General features: G+C 50.5%; 16 protein-coding genes. 12 read left to right on the top strand and 4 right to left on the bottom strand.

Annotated features, from left to right (window positions below):
- Window positions 1-93 precede the first annotated feature (93 nt).
- From EV294_RS05690 to EV294_RS05725, 8 genes are all read left to right on the top strand, one after another.
- Window positions 94-792 carry a nucleoside recognition domain-containing protein gene (locus EV294_RS05690; RefSeq protein ID WP_132304618.1) on the top strand — a complete coding sequence of 233 codons (699 nt, stop codon included), beginning with the start codon at window positions 94-96 and terminating at the stop codon, window positions 790-792.
- Window positions 785-1,318 (top strand): spore maturation protein, encoded by a 534-nt coding sequence (locus EV294_RS05695; RefSeq protein WP_132304620.1) that lies wholly within the window; start codon window positions 785-787, stop codon window positions 1,316-1,318. The genes EV294_RS05690 and EV294_RS05695 overlap by 8 nt, the downstream gene beginning before the upstream one ends.
- 55 nt (window positions 1,319-1,373) lie before the next feature.
- Window positions 1,374-2,117: a pseudouridine synthase gene (locus EV294_RS05700; protein WP_132305304.1), complete on the top strand. Its 744-nt coding sequence runs from the start codon at window positions 1,374-1,376 to the stop codon at window positions 2,115-2,117.
- 91 nt (window positions 2,118-2,208) lie between these two features.
- Window positions 2,209-2,736 carry a redoxin domain-containing protein gene (locus EV294_RS05705; RefSeq protein WP_132304622.1) on the top strand — a complete coding sequence of 176 codons (528 nt, stop codon included), beginning with the start codon at window positions 2,209-2,211 and terminating at the stop codon, window positions 2,734-2,736.
- Window positions 2,737-2,757: 21 nt separating this feature from the next.
- Complete coding sequence (gene resB, locus EV294_RS05710) at window positions 2,758-4,425, top strand: cytochrome c biogenesis protein ResB (RefSeq protein WP_132304624.1); 1,668 nt, start codon at window positions 2,758-2,760, stop codon at window positions 4,423-4,425.
- Window positions 4,422-5,681 (top strand): cytochrome c biogenesis protein CcsA, encoded by a 1,260-nt coding sequence (gene ccsA, locus EV294_RS05715; protein WP_132304626.1) that lies wholly within the window; start codon window positions 4,422-4,424, stop codon window positions 5,679-5,681. Before resB ends, ccsA begins: the two co-directional genes overlap by 4 nt.
- Before the next feature lie 39 nt (window positions 5,682-5,720).
- Window positions 5,721-6,437 (top strand): response regulator transcription factor, encoded by a 717-nt coding sequence (locus tag EV294_RS05720; protein WP_015843966.1) that lies wholly within the window; start codon window positions 5,721-5,723, stop codon window positions 6,435-6,437.
- Entirely contained in the window at window positions 6,437-7,897 is a 1,461-nt protein-coding gene (locus EV294_RS05725; RefSeq protein WP_132304628.1) for a HAMP domain-containing sensor histidine kinase, read from the top strand. Before EV294_RS05720 ends, EV294_RS05725 begins: the two co-directional genes overlap by 1 nt.
- 220 nt (window positions 7,898-8,117) lie before the next feature.
- Here EV294_RS05725 and EV294_RS05730 read toward each other — a convergent pair whose 3' ends face one another.
- Complete coding sequence (locus tag EV294_RS05730) at window positions 8,118-9,416, bottom strand: hypothetical protein (RefSeq protein ID WP_243711567.1); 1,299 nt, start codon at window positions 9,414-9,416, stop codon at window positions 8,118-8,120.
- A 269-nt stretch (window positions 9,417-9,685) separates the two neighbouring features.
- Here EV294_RS05730 and EV294_RS05735 point away from each other — a divergent pair, with 269 nt between their 5' ends.
- A complete protein-coding gene (locus EV294_RS05735) occupies window positions 9,686-11,023 on the top strand; it encodes an arsenic transporter (RefSeq protein WP_132304630.1) in 1,338 nt (445 codons plus the stop codon).
- Window positions 11,024-11,223: 200 nt separating this feature from the next.
- On the opposite strand, the gene serA is transcribed toward EV294_RS05735, so the two are convergent.
- Entirely contained in the window at window positions 11,224-12,816 is a 1,593-nt protein-coding gene (gene serA / locus EV294_RS05740; protein ID WP_132304632.1) for a phosphoglycerate dehydrogenase, read from the bottom strand.
- A 393-nt stretch (window positions 12,817-13,209) separates the two neighbouring features.
- Here serA and EV294_RS05745 point away from each other — a divergent pair, with 393 nt between their 5' ends.
- A complete protein-coding gene (locus tag EV294_RS05745; protein ID WP_132305308.1) occupies window positions 13,210-13,533 on the top strand; it encodes a rhodanese-like domain-containing protein in 324 nt (107 codons plus the stop codon).
- A gap of 11 nt (window positions 13,534-13,544) precedes the next feature.
- Here the strand turns inward: EV294_RS05745 and EV294_RS05750 are convergent, their stop codons facing one another.
- Entirely contained in the window at window positions 13,545-14,450 is a 906-nt protein-coding gene (locus EV294_RS05750; RefSeq protein WP_132304634.1) for a hypothetical protein, read from the bottom strand.
- A 105-nt stretch (window positions 14,451-14,555) separates the two neighbouring features.
- On the opposite strand from EV294_RS05750, the gene EV294_RS05755 reads away from it, so the two are divergent.
- A complete protein-coding gene (locus tag EV294_RS05755) occupies window positions 14,556-15,158 on the top strand; it encodes a CPBP family intramembrane glutamic endopeptidase (RefSeq protein ID WP_132304636.1) in 603 nt (200 codons plus the stop codon).
- A complete protein-coding gene (locus EV294_RS05760; protein ID WP_132304638.1) occupies window positions 15,155-15,388 on the top strand; it encodes a hypothetical protein in 234 nt (77 codons plus the stop codon). The genes EV294_RS05755 and EV294_RS05760 overlap by 4 nt, the downstream gene beginning before the upstream one ends.
- On the opposite strand, the gene EV294_RS05765 is transcribed toward EV294_RS05760, so the two are convergent.
- Window positions 15,378-16,232: a polysaccharide deacetylase family protein gene (locus tag EV294_RS05765; protein ID WP_132304640.1), complete on the bottom strand. Its 855-nt coding sequence runs from the start codon at window positions 16,230-16,232 to the stop codon at window positions 15,378-15,380. The two genes, EV294_RS05760 and EV294_RS05765, sit on opposite strands and share 11 nt — an antisense overlap.
- Between the last annotated feature and the right edge of the window lie 102 nt (window positions 16,233-16,334).

Raw genomic sequence — 16,334 nt, forward strand, 5'->3', positions numbered from 1 at the left:
AGGCTTGTTTATTGCTTGTATTTCGCATGCGAAACGGATGCTCATCCTTAAGCAACCGTTTACGCTTGGCTAATCGGGGGAGGTAAGCCAATTATGGTGAACTGGATATGGTTGTTTTTTATTGTTATAAGCGTGGCTGTGGCGGCTATGAACGGTCGGATCGATGCGGTAACGCAGGCGGCGTTTGATGGCGCGAAATCCGGTGTTACCATCAGCTTCGGCCTCATTAGCATTATGGTATTCTGGCTGGGGATGATGCGGATTGCGGAGGATGCCGGAGTGCTCAGAAAGATGGCCAAGCTGTTAAGTCCCGTCGTGCGGTGGCTGTTCCCGGACGTTCCGGCCAATCACCCCGCAATGGGCTATATCATGAGCAATCTGAGCGCCAATCTGTTCGGCTTGGGAAACGCCGCCACTCCAATGGGGATTAAGGCGATGCAGGAGCTGCAAAAGCTTAATCCCGATCAAGAGACGGCAACGCCGGCGATGTGCACGCTGCTGGCGTTAAATACGTCCAGCATTACGCTTGTACCTACGACTTTAATTGCAATCCGGATGAATTACGGTTCCGCAAACCCTGCGGAAATCGTTGGCACCACTCTTGCGGCAACCTTTGTTGCGACGGGTGCCGCTATTCTCGCGGACCGATGGTACCGGAGGAGGTCAGGGCCGCCTCCGGCGAATAAATTGACTTCGGGTCACGCATCCGGCAAGGCATTGCCGGCTCATACCGCAATGGATCCTCCAGTGTCGGCCGTCTCAACGGTAAAGGGAGGTGGCGATTTTGTTTGAGTTGTTTACCCGCGTTTCGGCTTGGCTTATTCCCGCCATTATCGTATTTATACCTTTATATGCGGCATTTCGGAAAGTCCCTGTATACGAAACTTTTATTGAAGGCGCAAAAGACGGCTTTGGCACTGCGATTAACATCATTCCCTCGCTGGTTGGCATGATGGTGGCGATCAGTATGTTCCGCGCCTCCGGTGCGATGGATATGATGCTTGGCGCGGTGCGCCCCTTGTTTGATTGGCTTAGCATTCCGACGGAAGTGCTGCCGCTTGGCATACTGCGGCCGCTTACTGGAGCGGGATCGCTTGCATTTACGGCCGATCTTATTGCCACGCATGGGCCGGATTCCATGATTGGCCGTATTGCGTCAACGATTCAAGGCAGCACGGATACTACGCTGTACGTGCTGACGGTATATTTTGGCGCGGTGGGTATCCGCAAGACCAAATATGCGCTTAAAGTAGGCTTATTCTCGGATTTAGTCGGATTTTTGGCTGCAATCATGATCTGCATGTACATATTCAAGTAGCCCGCGCTTGTGCTTTCTCTTCCATATCGTTATGATGGAGGTTGAGGTGAAAGCATTGGAACGTTTACAGAAAATATTAGCGCAAGCGGGCGTCGCATCCCGTCGAAAATGCGAAGAGCTTATTCTGGCCGGTGCCGTAGAGGTCAACGGCGAGAAAGTGACCACGCTTGGGGTAAAAGCGGATCCGGCATCGGATGAAATTACGGTGAACGGCAAGCCGATCCGCAGTGAGAAAAAGATCTATTTGATGCTGAATAAGCCAAGAGGTGTCATCACAAGCGCCAAGGATCCGCAAGGGCGCAAAGTGGTGGCTGATTTTTTGCCCGGCATTAGAGAGCGCGTGTATCCGGTCGGTCGATTGGACTACGATACGGAAGGGCTGCTGCTTCTTACGAATGACGGGGAGTTCGCCAATCTGCTCACGCATCCGAGCCATCACGTGCCCAAGACCTATTACGCAACCGTAAAAGGCGTACCGCACGGATCGCTTCTCGATCAGCTGAAGAAGGGCGTTATGCTGGAGGACGGCATGACCGCGCCAGCGGAGGTCGAATACCAGGATATCGACGAAGAAAAAAATATGTCGACGATCCGCATTACCATTTACGAAGGACGCAACCGGCAGGTGCGCCGCATGTTTGATGCGATCAAGCATCCGGTGCTCAAGCTGAGACGCGTGAAATTCGGCGAGCTTGGACTGCGCACGCTGGCGAGAGGACAGTTCAGACACCTTACTCCGGTTGAGGTTAAGGAGCTTCGGGACCAGGCGCGCAAGACACATAAAGTTCATAAAAAGTAAACGGCGGCAGCGGTTATTGCCGCCCATTTTTCGTTATAATGAGTGTATTATTAGCTGACATCAATGGTGAAATGTAGGTGATGGGACGGGAATGGGCAAGTATCGAAAAACGGTGCAAGTTGTCATTCTGCTGGCCGTGCTTGTTGTAGGCGGATATGCCATAGGCAATACCCTATTCGCCGCTAAGGACGAGGGAATTCCGAAAATCGGGGAACAGCCGCCTGATTTTACGCTGTCCGATTTGCAGGGCAATACGCACAATCTTTCCGATTATAAAGGCAAGGCCGTTGTCATTAACTTCTGGGGGAGCTTCTGCCCGCCTTGCGTGAAGGAGATGCCGGAGTTCGAGCGCCAGTTCGAGAAATGGAAGGACTCGGGTCTCGAGGTGCTTGCGATTAACCTAAGCGAAGATACGCTTACGGTTAACAACTTCGTTCGAAGATTTGATCTGAGTTATCCGATATTGCGCGACGTGAACCGAAAGACGGAGCGGAAATACGGGCTGGAATCTTACCCGACAACCTTTTTTGTCAAGCCGGACGGGACCATTCTGGATGTATTTGTAGGCGGGATGAGCGAGCAGGACATCGATTCCCGCGTAGACAAACTGCTGCAGTAAAGCTGACTAGGAGGTTTCACGGTGTTATCGCTACATAACACGAAATGCGAATGCGGGCATCAGAATGCGGTTGGAACGGTCTTGTGCGAGAGCTGCGGCAAGCCGCTTATGGAAGACGTCGAGAGCGATGCCCCTCTTGAAATGCGTTACGACGGCGTTGCGCGCCGGTCGCAGAAGAGTAATCCGAATCCGATAGATAAAATTTGGAATTTCTTCTCTTCCGTCAAAATCGCCGTCTACTTAATCGTCATTACGCTGGTAACGGCTATGTTTGGCACGATCTACCCGCAGGAAGGGTCTTTCCTGAACAATTTCAAGCCTTCCGTCTATTACGAGGAAACCTACGGGCTGCCCGGCAAGATTTATTATAAGCTAGGCTTGTCTCATACATACGATTCTTGGTGGTTTATTACGCTGCTGGTTATGATCGGCACGTCATTGGTCATTTGCAGTCTCGACCGCGTGCTGCCGCTGTATAGAGCTTTAAGCAAGCAGCAAATCCGCAAGCACCTGCACTTTATTAGGAGGCAGAAGGCGGTATACAACGGTCAGGTCGAAGGCGACGCGGAGGAATGGGTCAAGCAGTTCTCCGCGCATTTGAGGAAAAAACGCTACAAGATACACACGGACGGTACGGCCATGCTTGCCGAGAAGAACCGGTTCAGCCGCTGGGGTCCGTATATTAATCACATCGGTCTCATCCTGTTCCTGCTGGCTATTCTTGCCCGGAGTCTCCCGGGCTGGCAAATGGACAGTTACGTAAGCGTTCCGGACGGCGATACGGTACAGATCGAGGGAACGAACTATTTCGTGAAAAACGAGAAGTTCACCGTCGAATATTACACGGACGACGAGCTTCCGCCGGAGCTCAAAGGAACGATCCGTGCAAAGCGATACGAGACAAAGGCTGTATTATACAAGTGCACGGACAATTGCGGAGACCATGCAGAGGGAGAGCCTGTTCTGAAGCAAGTAAAGGAACAGGATATTCTCGTGAATCATCCGCTCAAGTACGACGGTCTAAAGCTCTATCAATTCGACTATGACGTAACGCCTAAGCTGAAGAGCGTAAGTCCCGTCCTCGTGAATAAGGAAACGGGCGAATCTTACGGACCTTTTGAGCTGCCGATGAAGGATGCGCCGCTGGATTATTCGCTTGGACCTTACAAAATGAAGCTGGCCGCCAATTATATGGAATTCGGCATCGGGGAAGACGGGGAGCCCGTTACGCTCAGCCGCGATCCGAATGCGCCTGCTTTTATCTTCTTGATTACGGGTCCCGGCTTGCCGGAGAAAGGCCAGCCTTATATCTATTTCCCGATGCAAAAGGACAAAGAAAAGTTTGATCAGGACAAGCTTAATGCTTCCATTTCGGACAAACTGGAGATCAAGGTAAACGGCATGGAAAATGTTCATTTCGCCGAGGCTTCCACCTATTTGAACGTCCGCAAAGACAAGGCTTTGACTTATGTCTGGTATGGCGCCGCCATTTCGATGCTTGGCTTGCTGCTCGGCTCTTATTGGCAGCACCGGCGGATCTGGCTTCGCGTTGACGACGGCAAGCTGTCGCTTGGCGCTCATACTAACAAAAACTGGTACGGCATGAGAGCAGACGTGGCTTACGCGCTCCGGAAATCCGGAATTGACGTAGATCCGAAGTCGCTCGATAACGGAGGGAATAACGCGTGAGTTATGTCGATTTCAGCAGCGATGCCTTCATCGCCGCCTTCTTCCTGTATTGCTTTGCATTCCTATTCTATGTGGTAACGATTGCAGGGAAAAAGTGGAGCAATCGTGATCCAATCAAGCATGAACAGCGCTGGTCGCGAATCTCGTTCGTTACCTCGACGCTTGGCCTTATAGCTCATCTGACCTTCTTCTTTACGCGTTGGATCGGAAGCGGCCAAATCCCGACAAGCAACATGTACGAGTTCATTACCTTCCTTGGCATGGCTATAATGATCGCGTTTACAATCGTATATGCGATCTACCGCAAACCGCTGCTCGGAATGTTCGCTCTGCCGCTTGTTGTCCTGGTTGTTGCCTACGCATCCGTCTTCCCGCAGGAAGTGCAGCCGCTTATTCCGGCGCTAAGCTCGATCTGGCTGAAAGTCCACGTAACGACGGCGGCGCTAGGCGAAGCCTTCTTCGCTGTAGGATTTGCGGCCGGTCTGATGTACCTGCTCCGCGTGGTGGATTTCAAGCAGACCTCAAAGGAAGCTAAACGGGATCAGTTTTGGGTAGAATTCTCTTTATATACGATTGTCCTTGTAATAGGCTTCATTGCGATCGTGTTTATTTTCAGAGGGGCTGGATACGAGGCGAAGTTTACTCAAGAAAACGTGACCATCGACAGCAAAGGCGTGGATCATTCCTCGACCGATACGGCGGAATATACGCTGCCCCCAATCGTGAAGCCTTATAACAGCAAGGCTGAACATATGGATTCCTTCCTCGGCATGGACAAGCCGCTGTTTGAGGCGCCAAGCTGGATGAACGGCGTTAACGCCGGGCGCAAGCTGAATACGGTTATCTGGTCGGTAATTGCGGGCTCGATTCTTTACGGCCTTATTCGTCTCTTGTTCCGCAAACGGATCGGAGCGGTTATTCATCCGCTTATGGAAGATATTGATCCGGACGATCTCGACGAGATCAGCTACCGGGCAATCGCAATCGGCTTCCCTGTCTTTACGCTAGGCGCGCTTATTTTCGCCATGATTTGGGCGAATATTGCCTGGGGCCGCTTCTGGGGCTGGGATCCGAAGGAAGTCTGGGCGCTTATCTCCTGGCTGTATTACAGTGCTTATCTGCACTTCCGTTTATCGCGCGGCTGGCAGGGCAAACGCTCTTCTTGGCTCGCGGTTATCGGCTTTGTCGTTATTCTATTCACACTGGTTGGGGTTAACCTTGTCATCGCTGGTTTACACTCCTACGCAGGCGTATAATAAGTCTTATGAAATTTGTTTTGAAAGGAGCAACACCGCATGTCCGACTATGCAAGCCGTATTCTTGTGGTAGACGACGAGGAACGGATTCGTCGTTTGCTGAAAATGTATTTGGAGAAGGAAGGCTATTTAATCGATGAAGCGGAAGACGGTGAGACGGCGCTTCGGCTGGCTACTGTAACCGATTATGCGCTTATTCTGCTCGATGTCATGCTTCCTGGCATTGACGGCGTGGAGGTGTGCTCCCGTTTGCGGCAAGTAAAGGCAACGCCGGTTATTATGCTGACAGCCAAAGGGGAAGAGATGAACCGGGTGCAAGGATTTGAAGTTGGCGCCGACGACTATGTCGTGAAGCCGTTTAGTCCTCGCGAGGTCATCTACCGGGTGAAGGCGATTTTGCGCCGATCGTCAGCGACGGCCTTTTTGACCAAAGAAGTAAATTCGAGCAATAACATCGTATTTCCCCATCTGGTTATCGAGCATGATGCGCACCGCGTATCGGCCGGTGGACAAGAAGTAAGCTTAACGCCTAAGGAATATGAATTGCTTCATTACTTGGCCGTATCGCCGGACAAAGTATTTTCGCGGGAAGAGCTGCTGAAGGATGTCTGGAATTATGAGTTCTTCGGCGATCTTCGGACCGTAGATACGCATGTGAAGCGCCTACGCGAGAAGCTGAACAAAGTATCGCCCGACGCGGCTTCGATGATTACCACGGTATGGGGCGTGGGATACAAGCTCGAGGTGCCGAAGTAATGAGGCTGCTGAAGCGCTGGGGGCATTTCGCCCTGCATACCGTTGTAGGGAAGCTATGGTGGACGATTATGTTTCTCGTCGCCCTTGTCCTTGTGATTCTCGGGACGTTCCTGCTTCAGTATATCGATATTGCTTTTAAAGACTCCCAGCATCAGATCAAGGTGCTGTTTATCGTGGTAGCCATTCTTGGCTTTCTGCTATCTACTTTCTTCGCTTTCTTCTTGTCGTCGAGGATTCAACAGCCTTTGCTTCAGTTGAAGAGAGCGGCGGATTCCATCGCCGGAGGCAATTATAAGACGAGGGTACAAATCCGGTCCTCGGACGAGATTGGGGATCTGGCCAAAACCTTTAACCATATGACCGAGCAGTTAGGTACGCTGATCGATGATTTGAATCACGAAAAGGAGCATCTGTCCAGCATCCTGAGGAGTATGGGGGATTCCGTTATCACGTTCGACGCCGATGGGGAGGTCATTCTGACAAACCCGCCGGGTCATATGCTGGTAAGCCGGTGGTCCGATCTGGAGATGGACATGGATTGGGAAGAGGAAGAAGCTCCGCCGTTCCTCAGCGTTCCAGGGCCTCTTCGAGACACGTTTGAGCGCGTTATGCAGTCCGGACGCGACTGTACGAATAAAGTACAGGTTCTTAACAATGCATGGTCCGTTGTCATGGCCCCTCTGCAAAATGACGGGGTTGTCCGCGGGGCGGTTGCCGTTATCCGGAATGTGACGGAGGAGCATAAACTCGAGAAGCTGCGCAGGGATTTTGTCGCGAATGTCTCGCACGAAATTCGGACACCACTCTCCATGCTGCAGGGCTACAGCGAAGCGCTGCTCGATGATATCGTTGCTTCGCCGGAAGAGAGGAAAGAGCTCGTCCAGGTTATCTACGATGAGTCGCTTCGGATGGGCAGACTGGTCAACGACTTTCTGGACATGGCCCGGATGGAAGCCGGTCATGTGGAGCTCAGTCTTCAGGAATTCGATCTGCGCAATGTCATCCGCCGGGTTCACCGAAAGTTCCAGGTGTATGCAAAAGAGCGGGACGTCAGCTTGATTGCGGATCTCCCGGATACACCACTTGCCGTACGAGAAGCGGATGAAGACCGTATCGAGCAGGTACTGACGAATCTGATGGATAATGCGCTTCGTCATACGCCGGCGGGCAAATCCATTAAGATTGCCGGTCAGCTGGCGACGATCAACAACCTGAAGTTCGTTAAGCTGATTGTAGCGGATGAAGGACAAGGTATTCCAAGCGAGGATGTGCCTTATATCTTCGAACGGTTCTACAAAGCCGACAAGGCCCGCAAACGCGGTGCCTCGGGCGGAACTGGACTGGGACTAGCTATCGTCAAAAACATTATTACGCAGCATAACGGCCGCATTGAGGTCGACAGCGTCCTTGGAAAAGGCACGACGTTCACCTTGCTGCTGCCTGTCGAATCGAATCAATAGATGTCAATACGCTCCCTTCGGGGAGCGTTTTTTTGTTGAATGAGGGGGATTAATCTTGTTGTTCGTGGAACATGGCGTGGTTTTTGTTGTTTCGCGGCGGATTGCTTGGTACGCATCGGGCAATGGACGCGAGAAAGGCGGGCACTGCGCTCCGGGAAGAGCGTTCCCCCCTCACCCCTCGCGAGCCCCTTGGCCGTGCGCGCTTCGCGCCACGCCATGCTTAAGAAATGTGCGGCATGACAACAAAGCCGATTGCATTTCTTTTTTTAAGAACGGCTATCAATTGATCCTTCATGGTTTCGGGACAGATCAGCTGAATGACAACTTCGCTTTTGCGGTTGGAAGCCAGTCTTAGTTTGTTCTTATTAACCGCTAACTCGATGGCCAGTCCAATCACGAAGCCCGTAATTAACCCAATCAGTCCCCAGATCACCGGCCCCCAGCGCCATATAAAACCATAGATCGTTCCCAGCACCATAAAGACGGTGCCGCCTACCATAGCTCCGTCGAGAATACTTCTGCCGTCGACCCGATGAATCGAGTCAATGACATTCGTATGCGGATCAAGGTTTTCTAAGGGCAGTGCAAAAATACTCTCGGATGGTATGCCTAGTTTCTCTAAATCATGGATAGCCATTTCCACAAATGGCGAGTGCTCAAAGGTAGCGATGATCCTCACTATATTGTTATCCAAGACCCTTAATTGTCCCAAATTTTCAGCCCTCGTTCTTAAGTACCGTATTTGCTCGATGTCGAACAAAATATTATTCTCGTTCACAGACGCAAAAGCCTGATAAAGCGCGAACACATACATCGAAGGAAGGAAAAGAAACCATTGCCAGTCGACTAAGTCGGCCATGCTCTTGAAATCGCCAAGAAACGAATAAAGCCAGGCGCGGACGGCCATAGCCTTGTAACAGACGAATATCCACCATGCTAAAACAAACGTGCCCACAACCGTACTGCCGCTATAAAGCTGTCCTAATCCCGGAGACAAGGCAGACCAAACCAGTCCAGCCCACGGATGCTTTTTATCCAGGATTACAATATCGAAAAAGCTTACGCCCGATGGCGTAACCGGAGCATCTTCTATCTCCGAAAGGGTATGGCTCTTGTTATTCTCAACCGCGCAGCGGTAACTGTCCCATATGCTGTAGGCAAACACGGCCACATAGAGTAAAAGCCAATCCTGGTTTAGCTGAGCCTTAGCCTCATCGAAACGTCCTTGAAAGGAAAGGGCGATGCCCATGTTGAGGTTCGCCTTGTTGTTGACGACCAGCTCCCAAACGATCAATACAAAACCATGCAGGTATTTTCCTAGAAACATATGCCCGAACCCGGGAAATGCGATTGACCACCAGGCCGCAACCCAAGGGGGGCGGGGATAGACCGAATTAATTCCGAAGACGGAAATATGCCCTTTGGAATAGCGAGGTTTGATGCTGGCGGACTGGAATCTCTGATGTGGCATCGATAATCTTCTCCTGAGCTTTTGGTCGTCTTTTTCTAACCTTTCCAATCACCGCCTATTTTATCTGCAGTAAGACAAAAAAGTGTGCATACCCGGTAAATATCATTAGGGGGTATCTATCAATTACAGATAGGAGATGGTTTTCATAGAGTTAGGGTGATAGACCAGTACGAGCTATTTGTCAGGTACATATAAATACAGTATATCGTTACTTATAACCAATTCAGTTGAGGGGAGTGCATCTATGAAATTAAAAAAAGCTAGACTTCTAGATTAATAAAGAAATGAGTGAGTTGAGCATGAAGAGAGGTTAGAGCATGAATGATTTAATGACGATCATTACCATTTGTACTTTCTTCCTTACGATCGGCTTTATATTCTGGAAACCCAATATTAATGAAGCGATTCCGGCATCCGTGGGAGCGATAATCGTACTTTTAACCGGAACCGTATCCTTGGCCAACCTCGGTGAGATCACGGAAACGATCAGCGGAGCGGCCATAACGATTATCGCAACGATCGTGATGGCTATCGTGTTAGAAAGCTTTGGTTTTTTTCAATGGGCTGCCGAGCTTTTGGTTCGGAAAGCAAGAGGGTCGGGCATCCGGTTATTTTGGCTGACGAGCCTGTTTTGCTTCCTAATGACGATGTTCGTAAACAATGACGGCAGTATTCTCATTACAACTCCGATTTTATTAATGCTGCTGAAAAGCATGGGACTGAAAAACCATCAAAAGATTCCTTATTTAATATCCGGCGCGCTTATCGCGACAGCATCCAGTGCTCCGATCGGAGTCAGCAATATTGTCAATCTTATCGCGCTTAAAATCGTTCATATGGATCTCTATATGCATACCGCCATGATGTTTGTTCCAGCTTCCCTTGGCCTCGTATTGCTTACGGTTCTCCTCTTTCTCCTTTTCTACCGTACCCTTCCGAAAAAACTGCCTCCAGTTGCACCGTGGGGCTTAAAGCCAGGCGGCCATCCGCTCCAAGGAGAGTCCGCTGAAGTAAAAGTAAGAAGCAACAAATTCATGCGCAATGTGCTGATCTTCGTTTTTTGCGTGCGAGCCAGCCTGTTTGTTGCGTCCTATATTCATTTTCCGGTATCTTTGATGGCGGTTATCGGTTCCGCTTGTCTGCTCGCTTGGCGATGGATTTATCTGAAGATTCCTCCTGTAGACATGATAAAGAAAACCCCATGGTATATACTCGTGTTCGCGTTTGGTATGTATGTCATCATCTATGGCCTGCGCAATCTTGGACTTACGGAATGGCTTATTCATTTCCTGCAGCCGCTTGTCGCCGGCAGTCTGGTGCACGCCAGTGTCCTGATGGGACTGCTGCTGACGGTCCTGTCCAACCTGTTCAACAATCACCCGGCCTTAATGGTAGGAACATTGACGTTAACGAATATGGGACTTGATCCGCTTACGCTCAAGATCTCTTATCTTGCAAGCGTGATCGGCAGCGATATGGGTTCGCTTCTGCTTCCGATCGGTACGCTCGCCACCATTATGTGGATGCACATCCTTAGAAAAGGCGGCGTGAAAATAAGCTGGGGGCAGTACTTGAAGGTTACGATAGTCGTCATACCGATTACCGTTATCGTGACGTTAATTTTACTAAGCTACTGGGTATCTTGGTTGTTCTGATAGGAGAGTGGCCTAAGAACCCGGCGGTAAATAAAAAATGACCTTCGCGAAGGAAGGTCGCATCATGCACATCATCAGTTTATGAGAGCCATTTGCCGTAAGCTTGGGTTTTTAGGACGCCCGGGTCCCATTTAGCAAAAAGGGCATATAAAAACGCCGGACATCAGCTGGTTGCAGCAAGATGTCCGGCGTTATTTCTATTAGAACAAGGTAATTTCTTTCGCTGTGTTCAGGTCAGGCAGGCTAGTCAATTGCTCAAGGATGTCTTTGCCCGCGTTTTTATCTACCGTCAGAACCATGATCGCGGAACCGCCAACCAGCTGACGGCCTACTTGCATCGTAGCAATGTTCACGTCGTTGTTGCCAAGAAGCGTACCGACGCGGCCGATGATGCCCGGTTTGTCGTTATGCGAGATCAGGATCAGATTGCCTTCCGGCGTAACGTCAACAGGGAACTTATCGATTTGAACGACGCGCTCGCCATAACCGGTAAGCAGAGTGCCAGCTACGATACGCTCTTCTTGTTTCGTGCGGAGCGATACCGTTACCAGGTTCGTAAAGTCTTTGGAAGCCTGGGATTTTTGCTGTACGATATTGAGGTCGCGAACTTTGGCAAGATGCATCGAGTTAACGACGTTTACTTGGTCGGAACCGAGATGATGCGAAAGCACGCCTTTTACAATGTAACGAGTCAGCGGCTGAGTATCAACCTCCGCAAGCTCGCCGGAGTAACGTACGGTAATTTCCTGTACGGCACCTTCCGTAATTTGAGCAACCAGGCTGCCGAGTTTCTCGCCGAGCGAATAATACGGCTGCAGCTTGCTTTGCAGGTTAGCCGGGATAGGAGGCATGTTAACCGCATTGCTGAACGGCTCATTGCGCAGGATGTGCAGGACTTGCTCCGAAACGTCGATTGCAACGTTCTCTTGAGCTTCAACCGTGGAAGCCCCAAGATGCGGAGTAACGATGATTTTAGGATGCTTCAGGAATGGATGATCCTCGGTAGGAGGTTCCACTTCGAATACGTCGAATGCCGCTCCGGCTACGATGCCGGCATCAATCGCGTCAACAAGGGCGAGCTCGTCGATAATGCCGCCGCGCGCGCAGTTGATGATACGCATGCCAGGCTTCATGACTTCGAATTGCTTCTTGCCGATCATATGACGGGTTTCCGGAGTAAGCGGAGTATGAACGGTCATGAAATCGGCGTTGCGAACGATTTCGTCAACCGTAGCCAGCTTAACGCCAAGCTTCTCGGCACGCTCTTCCGTCATGAACGGGTCGTAGCCCATGATTTCCATGCCAAATGCTTTTGCGCGTTTTGCAACTTCGCTGCCGATACGGCCCATGCCAAGAACACCCAGGGTTTTGTTGCGAAGCTCAACGCCAAGGAACGATTTACGGTCCCAAACGCCGCCAACGGTTTTCAGGTAGGCTTGCGGAATGTGACGGGCAACCGCCATCATCATCGCGAAAGTATGCTCGCAAGTCGTAATCGTGTTGCCGTCCGGCGCATTGATAACGATAATACCGCGTTGGGTTGCTGCTTCCAAATCGATATTGTCTACGCCTACGCCGGCGCGGCCCACAACTTTAAGCTGCTTGCCGGCTTCCATAATGCGCGGCGTTACGCGCGTTTGGCTGCGCACGAGCAGGGCGTCGTATTCGCCGATAATGCTCACCAATTCGTCTTCGCTTAGTCCGGGCTTTTTGTCGACTGCTACATCATCTGCGTCTACAAGCTGTTGAATGCCCAGATCACTGATGGGATCCGATACTAACACTTTAAACATATGTAGATTGCCTCCTAAAATTTTTGTGAAGTGCCGACATAAGGAGCAAACAGGGGTCTGCCCGATATGTCGGCACTTCACGTCCATTTGTATTCTGATCGTTTTGTTGCTAAAACAAAAAACCTCGTCCCGGCACAGTAACGAGAGCGAGCCGGACGAGAGGTTCGTCTTAATTGCGGGCAATCGTAAATGGCAGCTGTTGTCTCCGATGTGTGAAAAAATGCACGATTTATATCAATGCGAAACGTGATTAAACCGATATGGACAACCGTTATTATTTTATAGCATGGTGGTGGACAAATGCAATGTATAAACTTGATCAAATGTGAAATTTTCGTTATGATTCAAAGCATTGCAAGAGATAATAACAGGTCAGGGGAGAGAAAGGCATTGATGGAGTGGAAGGAATTGGATCCGGAGCTGCTGCTGCAGATGCTTGCGGACAGGCAGATTGAGCCGGAGCAAATCATCGACGTGCGCGAAACATTTGAATGGGAATATTATCATTTGGAATCATCCCGGTTAATCCCCATGAATACGATCCCCTACAGTCTCGGAACCATTTCGGATGACAAACCGTTATATATAGTATGCGCGCATGGGGTGCGCAGTGCGGCCGTTTGCAATTATTTAGAAGAACAAGGCTACGGCAACCTCCACAATGTTACCGGAGGAATGGCTGCCATAGCCTCGTTGCAAGGGTTTCAATATGATTAAAGAAGCTTAAGTTAAGAGAAGAACGGAAGCTGTGGCAGAAGATCTTTATTGTAGAGCTTCGAGCGGTTCTCGGTGAAGTCGCCGCTGCGGACGGCCTCCGTATCAATCAACAGGTCCGCAATGGCGGACACCGTCTTCAAATTCAGCTTCGCGGGTTGGCCGGAAGCGATAAAATCGTCGATGCGGCTTGTCAGATCCTGCGGATAATATTCAGTGAACTGCTGACGCGAAGCCAGCTGATCTGCCATCAGCTTGTTTTTTACGATAAGGGGCAGGCTTGACCAGCTGTTGATTTGGATAACCTTAGGCGTTGTATAATTAGCAGGGATGTTCGGCTCAACGGTTGCCCCCCATTTCATCATGGCGGCGTAATAGGCCTGTTGAGCGGCCAATGCCTGCTTCACCGCAAGCTGGTAGGATCCCAGTTGCTTAATGCTGCTTTGAAGCTTCGAAGCATCCGTTGATTTCGCGCTTGCGGCCGCCGCTTTCGCCGCCTTTTCGAATTGCTCCAGGCTTCGGATATAATTCGTTTGGGCCTCTCCGAGAAGAGGAGACTTCTGCATATCGAAAGAGGAAGCCGCGGTTCTTTTCGAGTGAGCGAGCTCCGCTAAATGTTTTAGAGCGGATGAGGCGCTGCCGCCATGGCCCTTCGCAAAGTCGTCCATCGCGTCATTCCATTCGGATTGAAATTCACGGTAAGGCAAAAATACGGTATGATAGAAAGAGACAAGATCCTGCTGCTGATAGGGGCTGCTGGTTTGAACCGCTGCCGCCTGCAATTCTTTCATTTCGTACTTGGTTTCCGTTTTGGACGTTCCAAGCTTTACGCCGTAGAAGAATGCACCAACCGCGCAGACGAGCATAAAGACAAACCCCAAACTAAATATCATTGCGGAACGAGGTAAACGTTTCTCCATCACAAATCTCCTTCTATGTATTAGATATGCCGTCGTTTGTGCCCTATCAGTATAGGTGAAATGATCATAAAAGGAAATATGACCTTCTTAGACAGGCGGGAAGCTATGAAAAAATTCGATCTCCGTAATATCCGCGTTCGCCAACTATCCGTCGATGAGATTGACGACCGCATGCTGCTCGTAAATCTTTACGTAACGCAAGCTATTACTATTGTTATCGGTTTGGTTTGGGCATTATTTCAGCGTTCCAATCCATTTCTGTTATTACAATTGCCTGACAGCCCGGCTTTCTTATGGTGGGGACTGGGATTGGGCGCCGCGGTAATCGCGGTTGACCTGCTCATCTCCAGATGGGTACCGGAGGAAGCAACCGATGACGGCGGTATCAATGAACGCATTTTCCGCAACAGGCCGGTGTGGCACATTGCCGTTATCTCATTGGTTGTCGCCGTTTGCGAGGAGCTGTTGTTCCGGGGGGCTGTGCAGCACTCTTTTGGTCCTTATTGGACAAGCATTATTTTTGCAGCCATTCATGTGCGTTATTTGAGGCACTGGATTCCAACCGGTCTTGTCTTTTCGATCAGTTATGGGCTAGGCTGGATTTATATTCAGTCCGGCAGCTTATGGGCGCCGATTGTTGCGCATTTCCTGGTGGATTTCATTATGGGGCTGATTATCCGTTTTAGGAGGGAGCAAACAGAGCAGTGATGAGCAGAGTGGAGAAATTCGGTAGCTCAAGAGGAAGAAGACAACATGAACAGGCGGCAGTTCAGCCTGGCATCGCGACCGACACGAATGCAGAGGCGCTGCCGCCTAGACGCAAAGTACACCCTTCCAGTACTTATAAAGTGACCAAATGGTATTATAATGTATTATTTTTATTATTCGTTTGTCTGGTGGCAGGGCTGTTCTGGTATGGCGTCCGGTTTACGGACTGACCTGAATCGTCTCGGGGTCGATAAAGGAATACCCCTTTTCCTCGAGCTTTGCGAGCAAGCCGTCAAGCGCGGCAGCCGTCCATTTTAATTCATGCATCAGAATATTGGCTCCGGGATGAAGCTGCTCCAGCACATTGCTGATTACTTTGTCCGGATCGCCGGGAGCCTTCTGCTCCCAATCGAGCGAACCATTCGACCACGTCATGAACAGCATGCCGTGGTTTTTTGCCGCGGCCTTCACCGTATCTCCGCCGGACCCGTACGGGGGCCGGAAGAATAGCGGTTCTTTTCCGATTAAAGCTTTTACTTCTCTTTGAACATCCGCAATCTGCGACTCCACTTTGGCGGGCTCCTCTTTCTTCAGATCGATGTGATCCCAGGAATGGTTGCCGACGGACTGGCCGCGGTCGGCGATGAGTTTTAATAATTCGGGATGCTGCTTCACTCGATAGCCGTTTACGAAAAATATCGCCTTCGCCTTGTGCTTGTCCAAGGTATCGAGCAGGCTGTTTATGACCTCTTCGTTATGGGGAGCATCGTCAAAGGTAAGCAAAACGGCTTTTTTGGATGCTACGGTCTCATCGATGGGGACAAACCGGTAGGCGCTGGTCATTGTATACAAAGGAGTTTTGACCTTGGGCGCAGGGCTTGTCTCTGCCGCAGGAGTTGGCGTATGCATCGGGCTTGCCGGGGTTGGCGATGCCTGCTCGTCAACGGCTGCCGTGCCAGCGGAAGGCAGGGCATTCGCTTCTCCGGCAGTCGTGTTGGACGGCGAACCGCAAGAGGTCAATAGGGCTGCAAGGGCAAAAACGGCATAAATCGTATTCAGCGCTGCTTTCTTCATTGTTTTCCCGCCTTGTTGTCAATTGTTGGTTAGCTTAAGACCATTTTACCATAACGATAACCGACTATGCCGTTTCCCGCCTCGCTTCCTTAATTTGTGGTG

Origin of the sequence: Paenibacillus sp. BK033 (assembly GCF_004345425.1) — a bacterium.
Taxonomy (GTDB): Bacteria; Bacillota; Bacilli; order Paenibacillales; family Paenibacillaceae; genus Pristimantibacillus.

Excerpts from the sequence above, each read along its gene's own strand:
- EV294_RS05690 (WP_132304618.1), top strand. The coding sequence starts at position 94 with ATGGTGAACTGGATATGGTTGTTTTTTATTGTTATAAGCGTGGCTGTG.
- EV294_RS05705 (WP_132304622.1), top strand. The coding sequence starts at position 2,209 with ATGGGCAAGTATCGAAAAACGGTGCAAGTTGTCATTCTGCTGGCCGTG.
- EV294_RS05720 (WP_015843966.1), top strand. The coding sequence starts at position 5,721 with ATGTCCGACTATGCAAGCCGTATTCTTGTGGTAGACGACGAGGAACGG.
- EV294_RS05725 (WP_132304628.1), top strand. The coding sequence starts at position 6,437 with ATGAGGCTGCTGAAGCGCTGGGGGCATTTCGCCCTGCATACCGTTGTA.
- EV294_RS05735 (WP_132304630.1), top strand. The coding sequence starts at position 9,686 with ATGAATGATTTAATGACGATCATTACCATTTGTACTTTCTTCCTTACG.
- serA (WP_132304632.1), bottom strand. The coding sequence starts at position 12,816 with ATGTTTAAAGTGTTAGTATCGGATCCCATCAGTGATCTGGGCATTCAA.
- EV294_RS05745 (WP_132305308.1), top strand. The coding sequence starts at position 13,210 with ATGGAGTGGAAGGAATTGGATCCGGAGCTGCTGCTGCAGATGCTTGCG.
- EV294_RS05750 (WP_132304634.1), bottom strand. The coding sequence starts at position 14,450 with ATGGAGAAACGTTTACCTCGTTCCGCAATGATATTTAGTTTGGGGTTT.
- EV294_RS05755 (WP_132304636.1), top strand. The coding sequence starts at position 14,556 with ATGAAAAAATTCGATCTCCGTAATATCCGCGTTCGCCAACTATCCGTC.
- EV294_RS05765 (WP_132304640.1), bottom strand. The coding sequence starts at position 16,232 with ATGAAGAAAGCAGCGCTGAATACGATTTATGCCGTTTTTGCCCTTGCA.